Source organism: Amycolatopsis sp. NPDC050768 (assembly GCF_040654155.1).
Lineage (GTDB): Bacteria > Actinomycetota > Actinomycetes > Mycobacteriales > Pseudonocardiaceae > Amycolatopsis.
Genome location: NZ_JBFAHL010000008.1, coordinates 17,039 through 32,367 on the forward strand (window position 1 = coordinate 17,039; position 15,329 = coordinate 32,367).

The following is a 15,329-nucleotide window of genomic DNA, read 5'->3' on the forward strand; positions in this document are numbered from 1 at the left end:
CCTCGGGTGGCGAACGTCCGGACAGCGGAAGGTGGTGCCGGTGAAATGATCAGCAACATGATGCTCTCGAACCCTGGCACCGATCTGTCCGGCTGCGGTCTCATCCCCGCTTCGCGCCAGGGTACCGGTGTGTCCACGAGCGCCCATTTCGGCGGATTCCGTCGGATTGACGAGCGTACGTGGACCGCGGTTGAGGTCACTCTGGCCAACGCCGCCCTCGTTGGCGCGTACCCGCAGGTTGACGTCGATCTGCCGACCATCAAGCAGTTCCGTGTTCCGTTGTCGATACGGGAGCGAAGTTCCTGACCTAGTCAGGACACGAGGCTCACGAAGGCCGCGGAACCGGTAACCGGATCCGCGGCCTTCGTGTTTTTTTGGCTGCACAACCCCCACGAGGAACAAGTTGTCCAGTTCGATCGACAGTCCCAAAACCACCGAAACGACAAGAAGGAGCACGGAAATGTCGTCCGCCATCGCCTTCGCCGAGGGTTTCGACCTCGGTATCGGCGACCTGCTCGACGGGGTCGCCGCCCCCGAGCTCGACCTGCCCTGCCGTTCCCGCGACGCCGACCTCTGGTTCGCCGAGTCTCCCGCCGAGCTCGAGCGCGCCAAGGCCCTGTGCGCCGACTGCCCTGTCCGCGAGGCCTGCCTTGCGGGTGCCCTCGCCCGGCGCGAGCCTTGGGGCGTCTGGGGTGGCGAGATCTTCGAGCGCGGTGCCGTCATCGCGCGCAAGCGGCCCCGTGGCCGCCCGCGCAAGAACGCCGCCCTCGAGCCCGCCGCCGCAGCCCGGAGCGCCGCCGCATGACCGTCGAACTCATCACCATCCGCGACTACGAAGCGCGCACCCGCGAACCCGACCGCGCGCACCCGCTACCCAAACAGCTCGATACTCAGGAGACCAGCGAAATGTTGCTTCACGAAGAACTGTCCCGGGCCCGAATACGGGACTTCCACCAAGAATCCCAAGCGCTGCGCCCCTGGCGCCGCGCCCGAGCCGCCCGCCGGTGGTCCCGCTTCGCCCGCTGGGCGGCGGACCGCTCGAAGAGGTTTGAGGACTGAGTGATCTTCGGGGTCTTTGAGGCTCTGAGGCTCGACGTCGCTGAGGCTGGTAGGCCTCTGTGGCGCTGAGTCTCGGGTCCTTGATGCGCTGAAGCGTTGAGGCTCGGAGGTCTTTGAGGCTCTGGGCTTGACGTCCTTGAGGTTGGCAGCCCTCTGCGGTGCTGAGTCTCGGGGCGTGGAGGTCATTCAGATTCCTTCGGAGTCTCTGAGGTCTTTGGGCCTTCGAAGTCCTCGGTTTGTTGTCCGTGTGGAGGGCCGGTCACCCGTGTGGTGACCGGCCCTCCGGCCATTTCGGGCTTGTCAGCATCGGAGATGCGGGCAGCCGCGTCGGCCTCGATGGTGCTTCGGTGCTGTCGCTGCGATTCCGGTCGGTGGGGCGGATCCCTGCCGGATTCGCCCTCCCGGCCGCGAAGTTCGTCGCTTCGGCCGCTCGAACTGTGCGGCGTGAGCGCTCTTGGTCGGTAGGCGCCCGTCAACCACTTGCCGCCTCAGCTGTTCCCCGGCAGTACTGCCGGACCACCGCGGGCATTGCCGGTTGCCGCCGCCGGTTTGTCGGCTCGGTTCCGGTGGGGCTTCGGGTGTTGAATGAGGTCGTGTCCGCTCATACGCACGACCACATCGACTGGGCCGACCGGCTGACTCAGCTCCGCACGGCCGACGCCCTCGACGCCGACGCCCTTTCGGCCATCGCCCGGCGACTGGTCGCCGCCCTGCCCCCGACCCCGACGATCGTCGACCTGGGTTGCGGCGCGGGCGGCATGAGTACCCACTTCGCCCGCGCCCTGGCCACCCACGGCGGCGGCACCCTCGTCCTCGTCGACGCGACGCCGGAGCTGCTCGCCGAAGCCGAGAAGTCGGTCCGGGCAGCCGTCGACACCGCCTCGAACGCTGCCGGCGCGGTCGATGCGCAGACCGCGCCCGACGACGTTGTGGGCACCGGTTCGGCCGGAAGCCAGCCGGTGTGGGGCGACCGCGCGGACGGTGGTTCGACCAATGCGGCCTCCGGTGCCGTCGAGATTCGGGCGGTGCGGGGTGATCTTGCGGACGCCGGGCTGCCGGGGGCGTTGCCGGCGGCGGATTTGGTGTGGGCGTCGCGCGTGGTGCACCACTTGCCGGACCAGCAGGAGGCCGTGGCGACGGTCGCGGCGGTCGCGAAGGCGGGCGGGCTGGTCGCGCTCGCCGAGGGCGGGCTCGATTTCCGTTGCCTGCCTTGGGACCTGGGCGTCGGCAGGCCCGGGCTCGAGGACCGGCTGCTCGCCGCGCAGGCCGAGTGGTTCATCGGCATGCGCGAGGGCATCGAGGGCGCCGTCGCGATGCCCTACGGCTGGTCCGTCGCGCTGGAACGCGCCGGGCTCACCGACGTCGACTCCTTCGGCGCGCTCGTGCACCACCCCGCCCCGGGCCCCGCCATGCTCGCGGACTACGTCGTCCACCGCGTCGCCCGCATCTTCGAGTTCGGCGGCGAATACCTCACCCCGGACGACCGCGAAACCCTCACCTCCCTCCTCGACCCGAACAGCCCCGACCGCCTCGCCGCCCGCCGCGACCTCTACCTCACCGGTGCGAAAACCGTCCACTGTGGACGCCGCCCGTGACCGCCCCGGACCCCACCTGCTCCCGCTGCGGCCACGCCCGCTCCGCCGAGCCCGACCCGCTCGCCGCGCTGTCCTGGGTCTCCACCAAGGACAACGGCCGCGCCCAGTGGCTCTGCGCGAGCTGCGGCCGCGACCACGTCCGCGACATCGAAGCCAAACTCCGCGACGAGTACTGGTGACCCCTCGGGCGGCTCTCATCTTCCTTTCGCTGGTTGTCAGGTCCGGAGCCGACCGCGCGCTCTTGCCCACTTGCCAGGACCCTCCGGACCGGCCCGCGGGCAGGGTCGCCGTGGGGACGAGCCGGTAGGTCTGCGCTCGCCGGCCGCCCGGGCTGGTGGCGGAGGCGCTGGCACCGCCGTCTCCGTCTGGACCTTCCAGGCCGGCTGGTGGGCCGGTCAGCTCCGGCGGTGCGCGCGTGGTGTTCGGGCGAGCCGCGCGTGCTTTGCGGGGAGGCTCGGCGCGGCCCTCGCTCCGTGCGAACCTCCGGCAATGCCCGCGTGACCGGCGTGACCAACATGCGAACCGCTGGCCATGCCCGCCTGGCCGGTCGGGGTGACCGGCCCCGGCCGCCAGTCCCGCCGTAGGTGCTCACCCCGGCGTCACGCGGCTGTCTCCCGGCGGTGCACCGCGCGGACCTTCGGGCGGGGCGTGCGGGCGGCTTGGGTGAAGGCGCGGACCAGTTCTTGGGTGATGTCGGCCGGGGTGTCGTTGAGTTGGCGGGGCGTGCAGCGCACGAGGACGGTGCCGGTGGCGGTCAGGGCGAGGTGGCTGAAGTCGGTGGGGCCGGCGGCCGTGCGGTAGCGCCAGGCGAGGCCGACCTGGTCCCACCAGGCGTCGGCGACGCCGATGCGGCGGCCGCGCAGGTCGCAGACCGTGACGTTCCACTGGGGGGCCGGCAGGGGAGTCTGGCGGAGGAGTCGCAGGGCCTGGCCGTGGGTGAAGGTTTCGCGGTCGTCCAACCCGCGCAGCACGGCGCGGACCGCTGACGACCCGCGTTGGTTGCCGGCGTTCAGCTCGGCCAGGAGCTCGGTGCGGTCGCACAGGCCCCAGAACAGCGGGAGCGTTGCCAGGCGTTCGACGGCCTTCGGGTCGCTCTCGCGGCGCGCCAGGTCCAGGGCGGCGCGCGGGGCGCCGGCGTAGGGGAGGCCGTCGATGATCACGGGCTCGGGCATGCGGGCGGTGCGGTAGGTCAGGACGCCGGGTTCGGAACCCGGGCGACGGTAGTGCGGCAGGAGCAGGTGGATCTCGCCGGTGAGCGGGTGGGTGACGCCGTGGGCGCGCAGCGCGTCGGTGCCCGTGATGATGGCGTCGGGGCCGTAGCGCGCGATCGTGGCATGCAGCAGCTGTAATCGGGTCGGCGGTTTGTCCTGGATCACGAACACGCCGGGGTACACGCGGCGCCACGGCCCGCCCGGCCGCGCCATCCTGGCGGCTCTTCGGGTCGAGATCCCGGCGCTGCGCAGCTTCTTGAGGTCGATCACGCCGACCGACGTGGAGTCACGGTGAGCCACGTCCTGGATGCTTGCGGTAGTCGTCATGATTCGAGGATGACCGCTCGGCCATCTGAGTGGAACCGGCTTTTCAGATCTGTGGATAACTCCGTGAAACAGGCCCGTGGCACCGCCCGGCCTGTGGACAACTCAGCGAGCGAAACCGGGCTGCCAGCGTTCCACGATGCCGCGCGCGGGGACCTCCGCGTCGAGCTGGCAGAGGATGCCCGTGGACCCCGCCGTGACGCGGTGGATCATCAGGTACTCCGGCGGCAGGTTCAGCGACCGGCCGACGCGGAAGTCGCTGCCGCGGGTGTCGCCGACGCGGCCGGCCTGGCGTTGCATCCAGCGGCGCGTGAAGTGGAACGTCGGCGTGGCCAGCGGTTCCGTGAACGGCGCGAGGTACGCCAGCACCTCGTCGGCGGCGAGGTCGGAGTCGGTGCGGACGAAACGGTTCTCGCGCAGGAGCCGCATGAGGTCGTCGGACTCGCCGTCGAGGGCCAGGCGCGTCATCTCGCCGAGGTGGCGCGGAATGCCGTTGGGCAGCTTCGCGACGCCGCCGAAGTCGAGCACGCACAGGCGGCCGTCGTCGGTGACCATGAAGTTGCCGGGGTGCGGGTCGGAGTGCAGCAGGTGCGCCCGCGCCGGCGACGAGTAGTGGAACTCCATCAGCAGCCGGCCCGCGAGATTGCGCGTCTCCTGGTCGCCGCCCGCGATGACCTTGGCCAACGGCGTCCCCGTGGCCCACTCGGTCACCACGACCTTCGGCGCGCTCGCCACCACGCGTGGGATGAGGAACGCGGGATCGCCCTCGAACGCCTTCACGAACGCGCGCTGGTTGTCGGCCTCGTTGAGGTAGTCGAGCTCCTCGTCCATGCGGTCGGCGAGCTCCGCCATCAGCGGTTTCACGTCGGTGCCGGGCACGAACGCCTGGAACAGCCTGCTGAACCGCTGCAGCTGCCGCAGGTCGCTGCGCAGCGCCTCGTCGGCCCCCGGGTACTGGACCTTCACGGCGACCTCGCGCCCGTCGTGCCAGGTGGCGCGGTGGACCTGGCCGATGCTGGCCGACGCCGCCGGGACGTCGTCGAAGTGCTTGAACCGGCCTTCCCACGAACGGCCGAGCTGCTGGGCCAGCACCCGGCGAGTCTGCTGCGCCGACATCGGCGGCGCGGCGGACTGCAGCTTGGTCAGCGCTTCGCGGTACGGCTTGGCCATGTCGTCAGGCACTGCGGCCTCGAAGACGCTCAGGGCCTGGCCGAACTTCATCGCGCCGCCCTTGAGCGTGCCCAGCACCTCGAACAGCTGCTCCGCGGCCTTCGCCGACAGCGTCGCGCTCACCTGTTCCGCGCTCTGGCCCGCGAGGCGCTTACCCCATCCGCCGACGGCTCGGCCGGCTATCCCGAGGGGAATGCTGGCGAGTTTCGCGGTGCGCGCCGCACCTCGGCGCGGCATTGCGGATTCGCGGTCTGCGGAGTCGGTCACCCTCCGATTCTGCCTTGGTGACCTTGGTGGCCGCAGCCTGCCAGGGGGTGTGGGCTACGTCTCCGGTGGTGCTTCGGGCGCTCCGCAATCGCAGTCCGGGTGCGGTTCCCAGTAGCGGTGGCGCAGGTGGCCTTCGAACGGATCGAGCTCCAGGGTGCTGTTCCACGTCGGCGGCGGCTCGGCGCTCGGCGACAGCACGCGCAGGGCCTGCGCCACGGCGAGCGACGCGCACGCCTGGACGGACCCGAGATCGGGCCGCTGGTCGACGTCCACGAGCTGGGTCGCGACGCGCGGCCACGAGTCGTCGAGGTCGGTCTTGCTCAGGTCGCAGCAGCGCAGGCACGTGCTTCGCCCCGGCACAACGAGCGGGCCGACGAGGATCGTGCCGTCGCGGACGCGGGCCGGCAGGTGGGTGACGCCGTCGTCGACCAGCTCCGCCACCAGTTCCGGGGCCGGCACGACGGCGTCGGTGAGCACCACGACGTCAGGCGCGCGCTGCAGGTTGCGGGCGGTGCTGACTTCGGGCGCGACGCGGGCCAGCACGTTCTGGGTGGCTTTTCGGCGCGACAGGCCCAGCTCGGCGGCGGTGAAGCCCGAGCCGAGGTCGGCTTCGGTGACGACGCCGCCGGAGCGGACATCGATGTGCCCGACCCCGGCGTTGGCCAGCAGCACGGCGACGGCCACGGCGATCCGGCCATCGCCCCGGACGGCCACCAGGCTCTGGCGTCTTCGTTCGGTGAGCGCGGTCTGGTGGTGGCGGGCGCGCAGAGACCAGAAGCCGGTCTCGACGCGCCTGGACGCGGGGCTCGGCGCCTCCGTGACGAGGCCCAGCGCGGTGAGCTGTTTGAGCAGAAGTTGAAATTGGTCGCGGTGTTCGCTCTCGGCGAGTACCGCGTCGAGGCGGCGGCTGCCGTCGAGCCGGCGCACGAGCGCGACGACGCTCGGCGCCAGCCCGGTGGCCACCACGCCGTGGCGCGGGTCGAGGCCGATCTGGACTTCGTCGTTGCCGCGTTCGAGCACGTGGAGGCCCGGGAGCAGCGTCGGGTAGGCGGGGAGGAGGACGTTCGGCGGGGGAACGGTGGACAGCGTCATGATGATCAGCTTGACACCTCCGCGGCGGCCGACTGGCGCTGAAAGCCGAGTTATCCACAGGCAAGGCGAGTTGTGGACAACTCGGGGCTGTGACCTTTCGACGCTCCCAAGTTGTCGGTCGGTGGCCTTACCGTTGTCGGGTGGTCGAAGCACGGATGCTCGCACTGCGGGGCCGGGGCGGAACGAACCCCCCGTCGGACACTCCTGAACACAAGGTCGAGGTGCGGCGCAGCGCGCGCCGGCACCGGACGGTCACCGCGTACTGGAAAGACGACACCCTCGTGGTGCTCATCCCGGCACGGATGACCCGCGCGGAAGAGAGGCACTGGGTCGCGGAGATGGAGCGCAAGCTGCTGCGCACCGAACCGCGGAAAGTCGCGTCGCCGAAGTCCTCGGACGACGCGCTGCTGGCACGCTGCGCCGTGCTGGCGGCGAAGTACGTCGATCCACGGGCGATACCCGCGAGCGTGCGCTGGGTGCCGCCCATGCGCACCCGCTGGGCCTCCTGCACGCCCGTCGACGCGACCATCCGCGTCAGCGACCGCTTGCGGAGCGTGCCGCAGTGGGTCCTGGACTATGTGCTGGTCCACGAGCTCGCCCACCTGCGCGAACCGGGGCACGACGCGGCGTTCTGGTCGCTGGTCAACCGGTACCCGAAGACGGAACGCGCGATCGGATATTTGGAGGGGCTGTCGGCGGCGGCTGGGTGGGGGATTTCGGACGAGGAGGACTGAGCGGAGCTGGTCCCTTTGCCTGAGTTGGGGACAGTGGCTCGCGAGCGCGGACAGGCGGTGAGGCTTGCGGCCCAAGGCTTGGCAGCAAGCTGGGGCGATCGAGAGTTCGCGGCACGGCTGGGCCGGCTCGCAAGAGATTGGATCGGGTCGGCCGACTCCGGGCGATCTTGGTCGAGCAGGCCGATTGGATCTGAGCGCGACGGCAACGGACATCGCTGCCGAAGTGTGCAACGCAGGCTCGTTGGCGAGCGGCTAGGGCCACGGGGGACCGGCCGTCATGCGGAATGGCTCGGACTGAGCAGGTGCCACGACACCGGCGCGTGGGCGAGCGGCTGTTGTGGCGGCCGGGTGGCGGTCCGCAGTGCTTCGCAGGCAGCCGAGTCTCGTCGTGCAGTCGTGCAGTCGTGCAGTCGTGCAGTCGTGCAGTCGTGCAGTCCTGAGGTCGGGCTGGCGGCATGGCTGGGGCTGGTCTGCCCGCTGCGGGCGTTCTTGATCGAGCAGGCCGAATGGATTCGGGCCCACTCGGCAGCACAGTTCGCCACATAACGGGGACGCAGAGGCGGCCGCGCTCGGTGGCGGGCAAACGTTGGTCAGGCGCTGGGATTAGCGGCCGTCTTGCGCTGAGGGGCTGCAACAAGGAGCTGTTGAGAGCCCGGAAAGCAACCGGTCCTCCGTCGCGAAGGCGGCGGAGGACCGGGGCTGGATCGAAGGGATCAGGAGGTCGGGTTGTCGCCCTTGTCCTGGTCCGAGTCGGAGGCCGAGTCCGGCTTGGCATCCGAGCCCGAGCCCGAGTCCGAACCAGAGGCCGACGAAGACGCTGAAGCAGAGCCAGACTCCGCTGCCTCGCGCTTCTCTGTCTTCTCCAGCTCCGCGATCGGATCGAAGTCCTCGCCCAGGACCGGGGTCTCGCCGAGGCGGTCGGCGAAGTCCAGGGGCTCGTCGAGGTCCTCGGCGGTCGGCATGAGGTCCGGGTGGGACCAGAGGCCGTCGCGCTTGTCGATGCCGTGGCGGTCGCCCACGAGTTTCCACAGGGAGGAGGCGGCGCGCATGCGGCGGGGGCGCAGTTCGAGGCCCACGAGGGTCGCGAAGGTCTGCTCGGCGGGGCCGCCCGTGGCGCGGCGGCGGCGGAGCGTCTCGCGCAGCGCGTCGGCGCCCGGCAGGCGGTCGCCGATGGCCTCGGCGACCACGACGTCCACCCAGCCCTCGACCAGGGCGAGCAGGGTTTCGAGCCGCTTCAGAGCCGACTCCTGCTCGGGCGTGGTCTTCGGCTCCAACAGCCCGGACGACATGGCCTCTTCGATGCTCGCCGGGTTCGACGGGTCGATCTGGCCGGCCAGCGACTCCAGCGCGGACGTGTCGACGGTGATCCCGCGCGCGAACTCCTCCACCGTCGCCAGCAGCCGCTGCCGCAGCCACGGCACGTGGGCGAACAGGCGCTGGTGCGCGGCCTCGCGCGCGGCGAGGTACACGAGCACCTCGCTGCTGGGGACCTCGAGCCCCTCGGTGAACTTCTCGATGTTCGCGGGCAGCAGCGCCGACGTGTTGGCCGGGCCCAGCGGCAGGCCGACCTCCGTGGACGTCAGCACCTCCTGGGCCAGCTGCGCGAGCGCGTTGCCGAGCTGGGAGCCGAAGGCCATCCCGCCCATCTGCCCCATCATGGACAGCAGTGGCCCGGCGGCCTGTTTGGCCTCCTCGGGCAGCGCCTGGATCCACGCGCCGGACACCTGCTGCGCGACCGGGTCGCAGAGCCGCTGCCACGTGGGCAGCGTCTTCTCGACCCACGTGCGCGCGGACCACGCGACGGTGGTGTTCGCGCCGGCGGGCAGGATCGTCGCCGCGTCGAGCCACAGCTCCGCCAGGTGCGCGGCGTCGCGCACGGCCGTGGACGAGTCTCCAGTGCCCGACGCGAAGCCGATGTTGCCGTCGTCGCTGCCGCTCAGGTTCTGGAGTGCGATCTGTTTCGCCAGGTCGTAGTTCACCGGCCCGCTCGACGAGCCCGCCTGGCTGAGCATCTGGCCCAGCTGGCTCAGCATCTGCCCGAGCTGGTTGAACGCCTCCGCGCCTGACGGCTGCTCCGAGGGGTCGTTGTCGCCTCGTCTGTCGGGATCGGGCGGTCCGAAACCGAACGGGGGTTTGCTCATACGTCCACCGTACGCGGGTAGGGCCTCTCCCAGCGCGTCAACCATGGCCTTCACCGGGAAGCGAACACGGTCACCGTACGCTGTCGCTCGTGACCAAACCCGACGAGGAGACCGCGACCGCGAGCAGCCGGACCGAGCCGTCGAGGGAACCGGCGCGCGACGAGCGCCGCCTGACGCGCCGCGGCTGGACCCTGCTGGTCAGCGGCGCGCTGTTCCTGGTGTTCGTCGTAACCGGTTTCCTGGTCCAGGTGCCGTACGTGGCCATCAGTCCGGGCCCGACGTACGACACGCTCGGTCGCGACGCCGCGGGCAACGAAGTCGTCCAGGTCAAGGGCCACGAGACGTACCAGACCAACGGCGAGCTGCGCATGACCACCGTGTCGCTCAACGACGGGATCAACCTCTTCACCGCGCTCGGCCTCTGGGCCAGCGGCCGCTACGCGCTCGCGCCGCGCGAGGAGTACTACCGCCCCGGCGAGACCAACGAGCAGGTCAAGCAGGAGAACATCCAGCAGCTTCAGGACTCCCAGAGCAACGCCCAGGTCGCCGCCCTGCGCCACCTCGGCTACCCCGTGGAGGTCCTCGCCAAGGAGATCGTGTCCGGCAGCCCCGCCGACCACGTGCTCGCGCCCGGCGACAAGCTCGTCACCGTCAACGGCACGAAGGTCACCGAAGCCGCCGACGTCGCCAAGGCCCTCACCGACACCAAGCCCGGCCAGACCGTGCAGATCACCTTCCAGGCCGACGGCCAGCCCGAACGCACGGTGCCGATCACGCTCGCCAAGCGCGACGACCGCACGCAGGGCTTCATGGGCCTCACGGCCGTCGACCACGCGATCGCACCGTTCAACGTCAACATCTCGCTGCAGGACGTCGGCGGCCCCTCGGCCGGCCTGATGTTCACGCTGGCGATCATCGACCGCCTCACCCCGCCCGGGAAGTCGGACAACAACCTCGCCGGCGGCCGGCACATCGCGGGTACCGGCGAGATCTCCGAGACCGGCGAGGTCGGCCCGATCGGCGGCATCTCGTTCAAGGTCGTGGGCGCGCGCGAGGCCGGGGCGACTGACTTCCTCGTGCCGGCGCACAACTGCGCCGAGGCGAAGTCGGCCGTGCCGGACGGGCTCAACCTGATCAAGGTGTCCACACTGGACGACGCGCTCACCCAGCTCCAGAACCTCAAGGCCGGCCGGCCCACGGTGCACTGCTGAGGAAGTAGAAGTGCCAGTACCTGTCCTGAACCGGAGGCCCCCACGCGGAGGCCCCCGGCTCGACGGGGCTCACGGCAGGACTCAGGGCAGGAAGGTCGTCTTCAACGCGTCGAGCAGGTTCGGCGCGAGGTCGGGGCTCTCCACGATCTCGTCGACGGCGTCCACTTCGGCCGCAGAATCGTCGGGCCGCGTCCCGCGCAGCCGCATCACGCAAGCCACGTCGCCCTCGCGCAGCACCGCCGCCACGAGCCGCGCCTCCGTGCGCCGCGGGTGGTCGGCCGCCGCGCGGCGCAGGCGTTCGGCGTCGGCCTCCGCGAGGCCTTCGAGCTCCGCCTCGACGTCGGGCGGCAGGACGATGATCTCCTGCGCGAGCGCGCAGCCCACCACGATCTCGGGCCAGGCGATCCGGCCGAGCGACTCGGCGAGGTCACCTTCTGGCAACGCTTCTTGCGCCACGGGCGTCAGCGGGTTCGCACGGTCGAGCTGGCCGGCCAGCTCGGGCTGCTCGTCGAGCAGGGCCGCGGTGGGCACCAGCGCGAACAGCTGCGGTGGCTGGTCCCAGCCCCCGGACGCGACGAACTCTTCGACTTCCCGGGCCAGGCCGGCGACGGGGTTGGCGGCGGGCGGCTCACTCGGCTGCATGGCGACATCGTCGCAGGCCGGTCCCCGCGCCGTCTTGCGACGTCCGATTCGGGCGGTCCCGGGAACTCGGGAACCCATCCGTAGAGTTAGACCGTCAGGGGACGACGCCGTCCCCGCGAACGTGTTCACGAAGACAGGAGCGTTGCCGTGGCGACTCGGCCCCCGGTGAGCCTGAAGCTGTCCCGCCGCAGCAGGATTCTCCTCATCATCGCCGCGGTGATCGTGCTGGCGCTGCTGCTGGGTGTGAGACTGCTCGACACCTACGTCGACTGGCTGTGGTTCGGCGAGGTCCACGCGCGCTCGGTGTTCACCACTGAACTTCTCACCCGGATAGTCCTCTTCGTGGCCGTCGGGCTCCTCGTGGGCGGTTCACTCGCGATCAGCCTCATCATCGCCTACCGCACGCGTCCGGTGTTCGTGCCCGTCTCGGGCAGCGACGACCCGCTCTCGCGCTACCGCTCGATGATCGTGAGCCGCATCCGGCTGTTCGGCATCGGCATCCCGGTGATCACCGGACTCATCTCCGGCGCGTCCGCGATGGGCGACTGGCAGACGATCCAGCTGTTCCTCAACGGCACGTCGTTCGGCCAGAAAGACCCGCAGTTCGGGATCGACATCGGCTTCTACGCGTTCACCCTGCCGTTCGTGAACTGGCTGCTGGGCTGGCTGTTCGTCACGGTCGTCGTCTCCTTCTTCGGCGCGCTGATCGCCCACTACATCTTCGGCGGTATCCGCCTCGCCGGCCGCGGCGGCCAGCTGGCGGGCCCGACGCGCGCGCAGCTCGCCATCACCGTCGGCATCTTCGTGCTGCTGAAGGCGGTCGAGTACTTCTTCGACCGATACAACTTGCTGCTGTCCGATCGCGACATGCCGCTGTTCAACGGCGCCACCTACACCGACCTCAACGCGGTGCTGCCGGCCAAGCTGATCCTGCTGTGCATCTCGGTGATCTGCGCGATCGCGTTCTTCGCGGGCGCGTTCCTGCGCAACCTGCAGCTGCCGGCGATCGCGCTCGTGCTGCTGATCCTTTCGGGCGTTCTGGTGGGTGTCGCGTGGCCCGCGATCCTCGACCAGTTCTCGGTGAAGCCGAACGCGAACGACAAGGAAGCGACGTCGATCCAGCGCAACATGGACGCGACGCGCTCGGCGTTCGGGCTGACGAACGTGAAGTACGAGGACTACAAGGGCAGCAACCAGGCGAGCCAGGACCAGGTGAAGGCCGACACGGGCACCGTGTCCAACATCCGGCTGCTCGACCCGAACGTGCTGTCCGACACCTACACCCAGCTCGCCGGCGGTCAGAACTACTACGGCTTCCCGGCGAAGCTCGACATCGACCGCTATACCGTCAACGGCTCCACGCAGGACTACATCGTGGCGGCCAAGGAGATCAAGACCGACGGGCTCACGGGCAACCAGACCAACTGGATCACCAAGCACCTCGTATACACCCACGGCAACGGCTTCGTCGCCGCGCCGGCCAACACCATCAACCGCGCTGTCACGGACGTGTCCGACACGAGCAGCGCCGGCTACCCGCTCATCGGCACCAGTGACACGAAGAACCCCACCGGTGCAGGCTCGGTCGGTGGCAAGCCCGGCATCAAGGTCGACCAGCCACGCATCTACTACGGCGAGCTGGCCGACCAGAACGACTACGCGATCGTCGGCGGCACCCCCGGCAAGGCGCCGGGCGAGTCCGACTCCCCGGACCAGAAGAATTACTACTACAACGGCACGGGCGGCGTCCCGCTCGACAACTGGTTCAACCGGCTCGCCTTCGCGGCCGAGTACGGCGAGCGGAACATCCTCTTCTCCGACGCCATCGGCGACGGCTCGAAGATCATGTACAACCGCACTCCGCGTGAGCGCGTCAGCAAGGTCGCGCCGTGGCTGACGCTCGACGGCGACCCGTACCCGGCGGTCGTCAACGGCAAGATCGTGTGGATCGTCGACGGGTACACCACGCTGAACAACTACCCGTACGCGCAGCAGACGCAGCTCGGCGACGCCACCAACGACTCGCTCAACGGCGTCACGCGCCAGGCCAACAACTCGATCAACTACATCCGCAACTCGGTGAAGGCGACCGTCGACGCGTTCGACGGCACGGTCACCCTGTACTCGATCGACGACAAGGAACCCGTGCTCAACGCGTGGGAGAAGGTGTTCCCGGGCCTCGTGAAGCCGAGCTCGGAGATCCCGCCGGACCTGCGTGCGCACTTCCGTTACCCCGAGGACCTGTTCAAGGTCCAGCGTGAGCTGCTCGCCCGGTACCACGTGGACAACCCGCAGCAGTTCTACGCGCAGCAGTCGTTCTGGAGCGTCCCGCAGGACCCGACGGAAGACGGCAGCGCGACCACAGCGGCGGCGAACGTCGCCAACCAACCCGGCTATTACGTCCTCGCCGACGCAGCGGGTGAAGGCACACCGACGTTCCAGCTGACCAGCGGGCTCACCGGTCTGCAACGGCAATACCTCGCGTCGTGGATGTCGGTGTCGTCCGATCCCGGGGACTACGGCACCATCCGCGTGCTCCGACTACCCACGATCACCGGTGCGAACCAAGTGGACGGGCCGGTGCAGGTGCAGAACAGGTTCCAGAGCGACCAACAGGTCGCTTCGGACCGGACACTGCTCAACAACCCCAACGTGATCCCCATCTACGGCAACATGATCACGTTGCCGGTCGCCGACGGGTTCCTCTACGTCGAACCGGTGTACATCAGACAGCGCAACCAGCTGAGTTACCCGCAACTGGCCCGCATCCTGGTGTCGTTCGGCTCGAAGGTCGGCTACGCGCCGACCCTCAACGAGGCACTGGACCAGGTGTTCGGCAAGGGCACCGGTGTGGCGGCGACCACACCGGTCGAAGGGACACCACCGTCCTCGTCGACACCGCCGACCTCAACGTCGCCGACCACGCCGACCACCCCGCCGGCCAACTCGGGCGGCTCGAACCCGGCCCTCGACAAGGCGGTGACCGACATCCAGTCGGCGCTGGCCAAGCTCAAGGCCGCGCAACAGTCGGGCAACTTCGCTGATCAAGGCACCGCCCTCGCGGCCCTCGACGACGCGGCGAAGCGGTACGAGGCGGCCAAACCCGCCACTCCGCCGTCCGGCAGCGGCGCACCTCAGCAACCCGGCGGGTGACCTCGCGAACGGTAGTGGCACCCGCTTTGCACCTGGCTGAAACCCAGGCGTAAAGTAGGTATCACGACGCGGGGTGGAGCAGCTCGGTAGCTCGCTGGGCTCATAACCCAGAGGTCGCAGGTTCAAATCCTGTCCCCGCTACAGAGGTAGGAGGCCCGTGCTTGCGGAGATCGCAAGCCGGGCCTCTTTCGCGTTTTCCCCGGGGGTCGAACCCCCGGACTCCCGCCAGGGAGGGCTTCGCCCCCTGGACCCCCCGGTGAGGTCGCCTTGGGCGGTGGGGTGGCGGTTGGTGGTGGGTCAACTTTCGGGCTTGCCAGTGGCTGTGCCGCTTGGATCCCCCTCGTGAGTTGCGTTGGGTGGTGGGGTGGCGGTTGGTGGTGGGTCAACTTTCGGGCTTGCCAGTGGCTGTGCCCCTTGGATCCCCCTCGTGAGTTGCGTTGGGTGGTGGGGTGGCGGTTGGTGGTGAGTCAACTTTCGGGGCCAGCCGGTGGCTGAGCTGCCCTTGGAACCCCTGGTGAGTTGTGTGGGGTGGCGGTTGGTGAGCGGTGAAGGTTCGGGGCTGGTTGGTGGCTGAGCTGTGTTGGGACGCTCGGTGGGTTGGCCTGGGCGTGAGGGAACGGCCTCACTCGCGTTGGTGGGTGTGGTGTCTCGGGTGGCGATGTGGTCGGTGGTCGTTGTGCTGTGTCGCTGGGAACTCCCGGTGAGGTTGCCTGGGTTGTGATGTGCGGTT

At 69.6% G+C, this 15,329-nt stretch carries 13 protein-coding genes and 1 tRNA gene; 9 read left to right on the forward strand and 5 right to left on the reverse strand.

All coding sequences use genetic code 11. From position 1 onward, the window contains the following. Window positions 1–45: 45 nt before the first annotated feature. The 5 genes from AB0H62_RS23740 (at window position 46) to AB0H62_RS23760 (ending at window position 2,833) form a co-directional block, all read left to right on the forward strand. On the forward strand, window positions 46–306 hold the full coding sequence (locus AB0H62_RS23740) for a hypothetical protein (protein WP_220246561.1): 261 nt from the start codon (window positions 46–48) through the stop codon (window positions 304–306). Window positions 307–460: 154 nt separating this feature from the next. Then, window positions 461–805 (forward strand): WhiB family transcriptional regulator, encoded by a 345-nt coding sequence (locus tag AB0H62_RS23745; RefSeq protein ID WP_255638685.1) that lies wholly within the window; start codon window positions 461–463, stop codon window positions 803–805. Continuing rightward, on the forward strand, window positions 802–1,059 hold the full coding sequence (locus tag AB0H62_RS23750; RefSeq protein ID WP_220246562.1) for a hypothetical protein: 258 nt from the start codon (window positions 802–804) through the stop codon (window positions 1,057–1,059). Before AB0H62_RS23745 ends, AB0H62_RS23750 begins: the two co-directional genes overlap by 4 nt. 593 nt (window positions 1,060–1,652) lie before the next feature. After that, the gene (locus tag AB0H62_RS23755) at window positions 1,653–2,654 is read left to right on the forward strand and encodes a class I SAM-dependent methyltransferase (RefSeq protein WP_360588202.1); all 1,002 of its coding nucleotides are present in this window, start codon (window positions 1,653–1,655) and stop codon (window positions 2,652–2,654) included. Further along, window positions 2,651–2,833, forward strand: coding sequence for a hypothetical protein (locus AB0H62_RS23760; RefSeq protein ID WP_220246564.1), 183 nt, complete (start codon window positions 2,651–2,653; stop codon window positions 2,831–2,833). The genes AB0H62_RS23755 and AB0H62_RS23760 overlap by 4 nt, the downstream gene beginning before the upstream one ends. 420 nt (window positions 2,834–3,253) lie before the next feature. Here the strand turns inward: AB0H62_RS23760 and AB0H62_RS23765 are convergent, their stop codons facing one another. From AB0H62_RS23765 to AB0H62_RS23775, 3 genes are all read right to left on the reverse strand, one after another. Next, entirely contained in the window at window positions 3,254–4,192 is a 939-nt protein-coding gene (locus tag AB0H62_RS23765) for a hypothetical protein (RefSeq protein WP_360588204.1), read from the reverse strand. Between the two features lie 102 nt (window positions 4,193–4,294). Next, window positions 4,295–5,626, reverse strand: coding sequence for an AarF/ABC1/UbiB kinase family protein (locus tag AB0H62_RS23770; RefSeq protein ID WP_255638686.1), 1,332 nt, complete (start codon window positions 5,624–5,626; stop codon window positions 4,295–4,297). 54 nt (window positions 5,627–5,680) lie between these two features. Then, window positions 5,681–6,718 (reverse strand): hypothetical protein, encoded by a 1,038-nt coding sequence (locus AB0H62_RS23775; RefSeq protein ID WP_360588207.1) that lies wholly within the window; start codon window positions 6,716–6,718, stop codon window positions 5,681–5,683. 221 nt (window positions 6,719–6,939) lie between these two features. On the opposite strand from AB0H62_RS23775, the gene AB0H62_RS23780 reads away from it, so the two are divergent. After that, the gene (locus AB0H62_RS23780; RefSeq protein WP_255638792.1) at window positions 6,940–7,452 is read left to right on the forward strand and encodes a M48 family metallopeptidase; all 513 of its coding nucleotides are present in this window, start codon (window positions 6,940–6,942) and stop codon (window positions 7,450–7,452) included. 713 nt (window positions 7,453–8,165) lie between these two features. Here AB0H62_RS23780 and AB0H62_RS23785 read toward each other — a convergent pair. Next, the gene (locus AB0H62_RS23785; RefSeq protein ID WP_360588209.1) at window positions 8,166–9,593 is read right to left on the reverse strand and encodes a zinc-dependent metalloprotease; all 1,428 of its coding nucleotides are present in this window, start codon (window positions 9,591–9,593) and stop codon (window positions 8,166–8,168) included. 89 nt (window positions 9,594–9,682) lie between these two features. On the opposite strand from AB0H62_RS23785, the gene AB0H62_RS23790 reads away from it, so the two are divergent. Next, complete coding sequence (locus tag AB0H62_RS23790) at window positions 9,683–10,804, forward strand: PDZ domain-containing protein (protein WP_266118312.1); 1,122 nt, start codon at window positions 9,683–9,685, stop codon at window positions 10,802–10,804. 81 nt (window positions 10,805–10,885) lie between these two features. Here the strand turns inward: AB0H62_RS23790 and AB0H62_RS23795 are convergent, their stop codons facing one another. Further along, window positions 10,886–11,446: a PPA1309 family protein gene (locus AB0H62_RS23795; RefSeq protein WP_220246568.1), complete on the reverse strand. Its 561-nt coding sequence runs from the start codon at window positions 11,444–11,446 to the stop codon at window positions 10,886–10,888. Window positions 11,447–11,611: 165 nt separating this feature from the next. On the opposite strand from AB0H62_RS23795, the gene AB0H62_RS23800 reads away from it, so the two are divergent. Next, complete coding sequence (locus tag AB0H62_RS23800) at window positions 11,612–14,599, forward strand: UPF0182 family protein (protein ID WP_220247393.1); 2,988 nt, start codon at window positions 11,612–11,614, stop codon at window positions 14,597–14,599. A gap of 67 nt (window positions 14,600–14,666) precedes the next feature. Next, window positions 14,667–14,740 (forward strand) — tRNA-Met (locus AB0H62_RS23805). Window positions 14,741–15,329 lie beyond the last annotated feature (589 nt).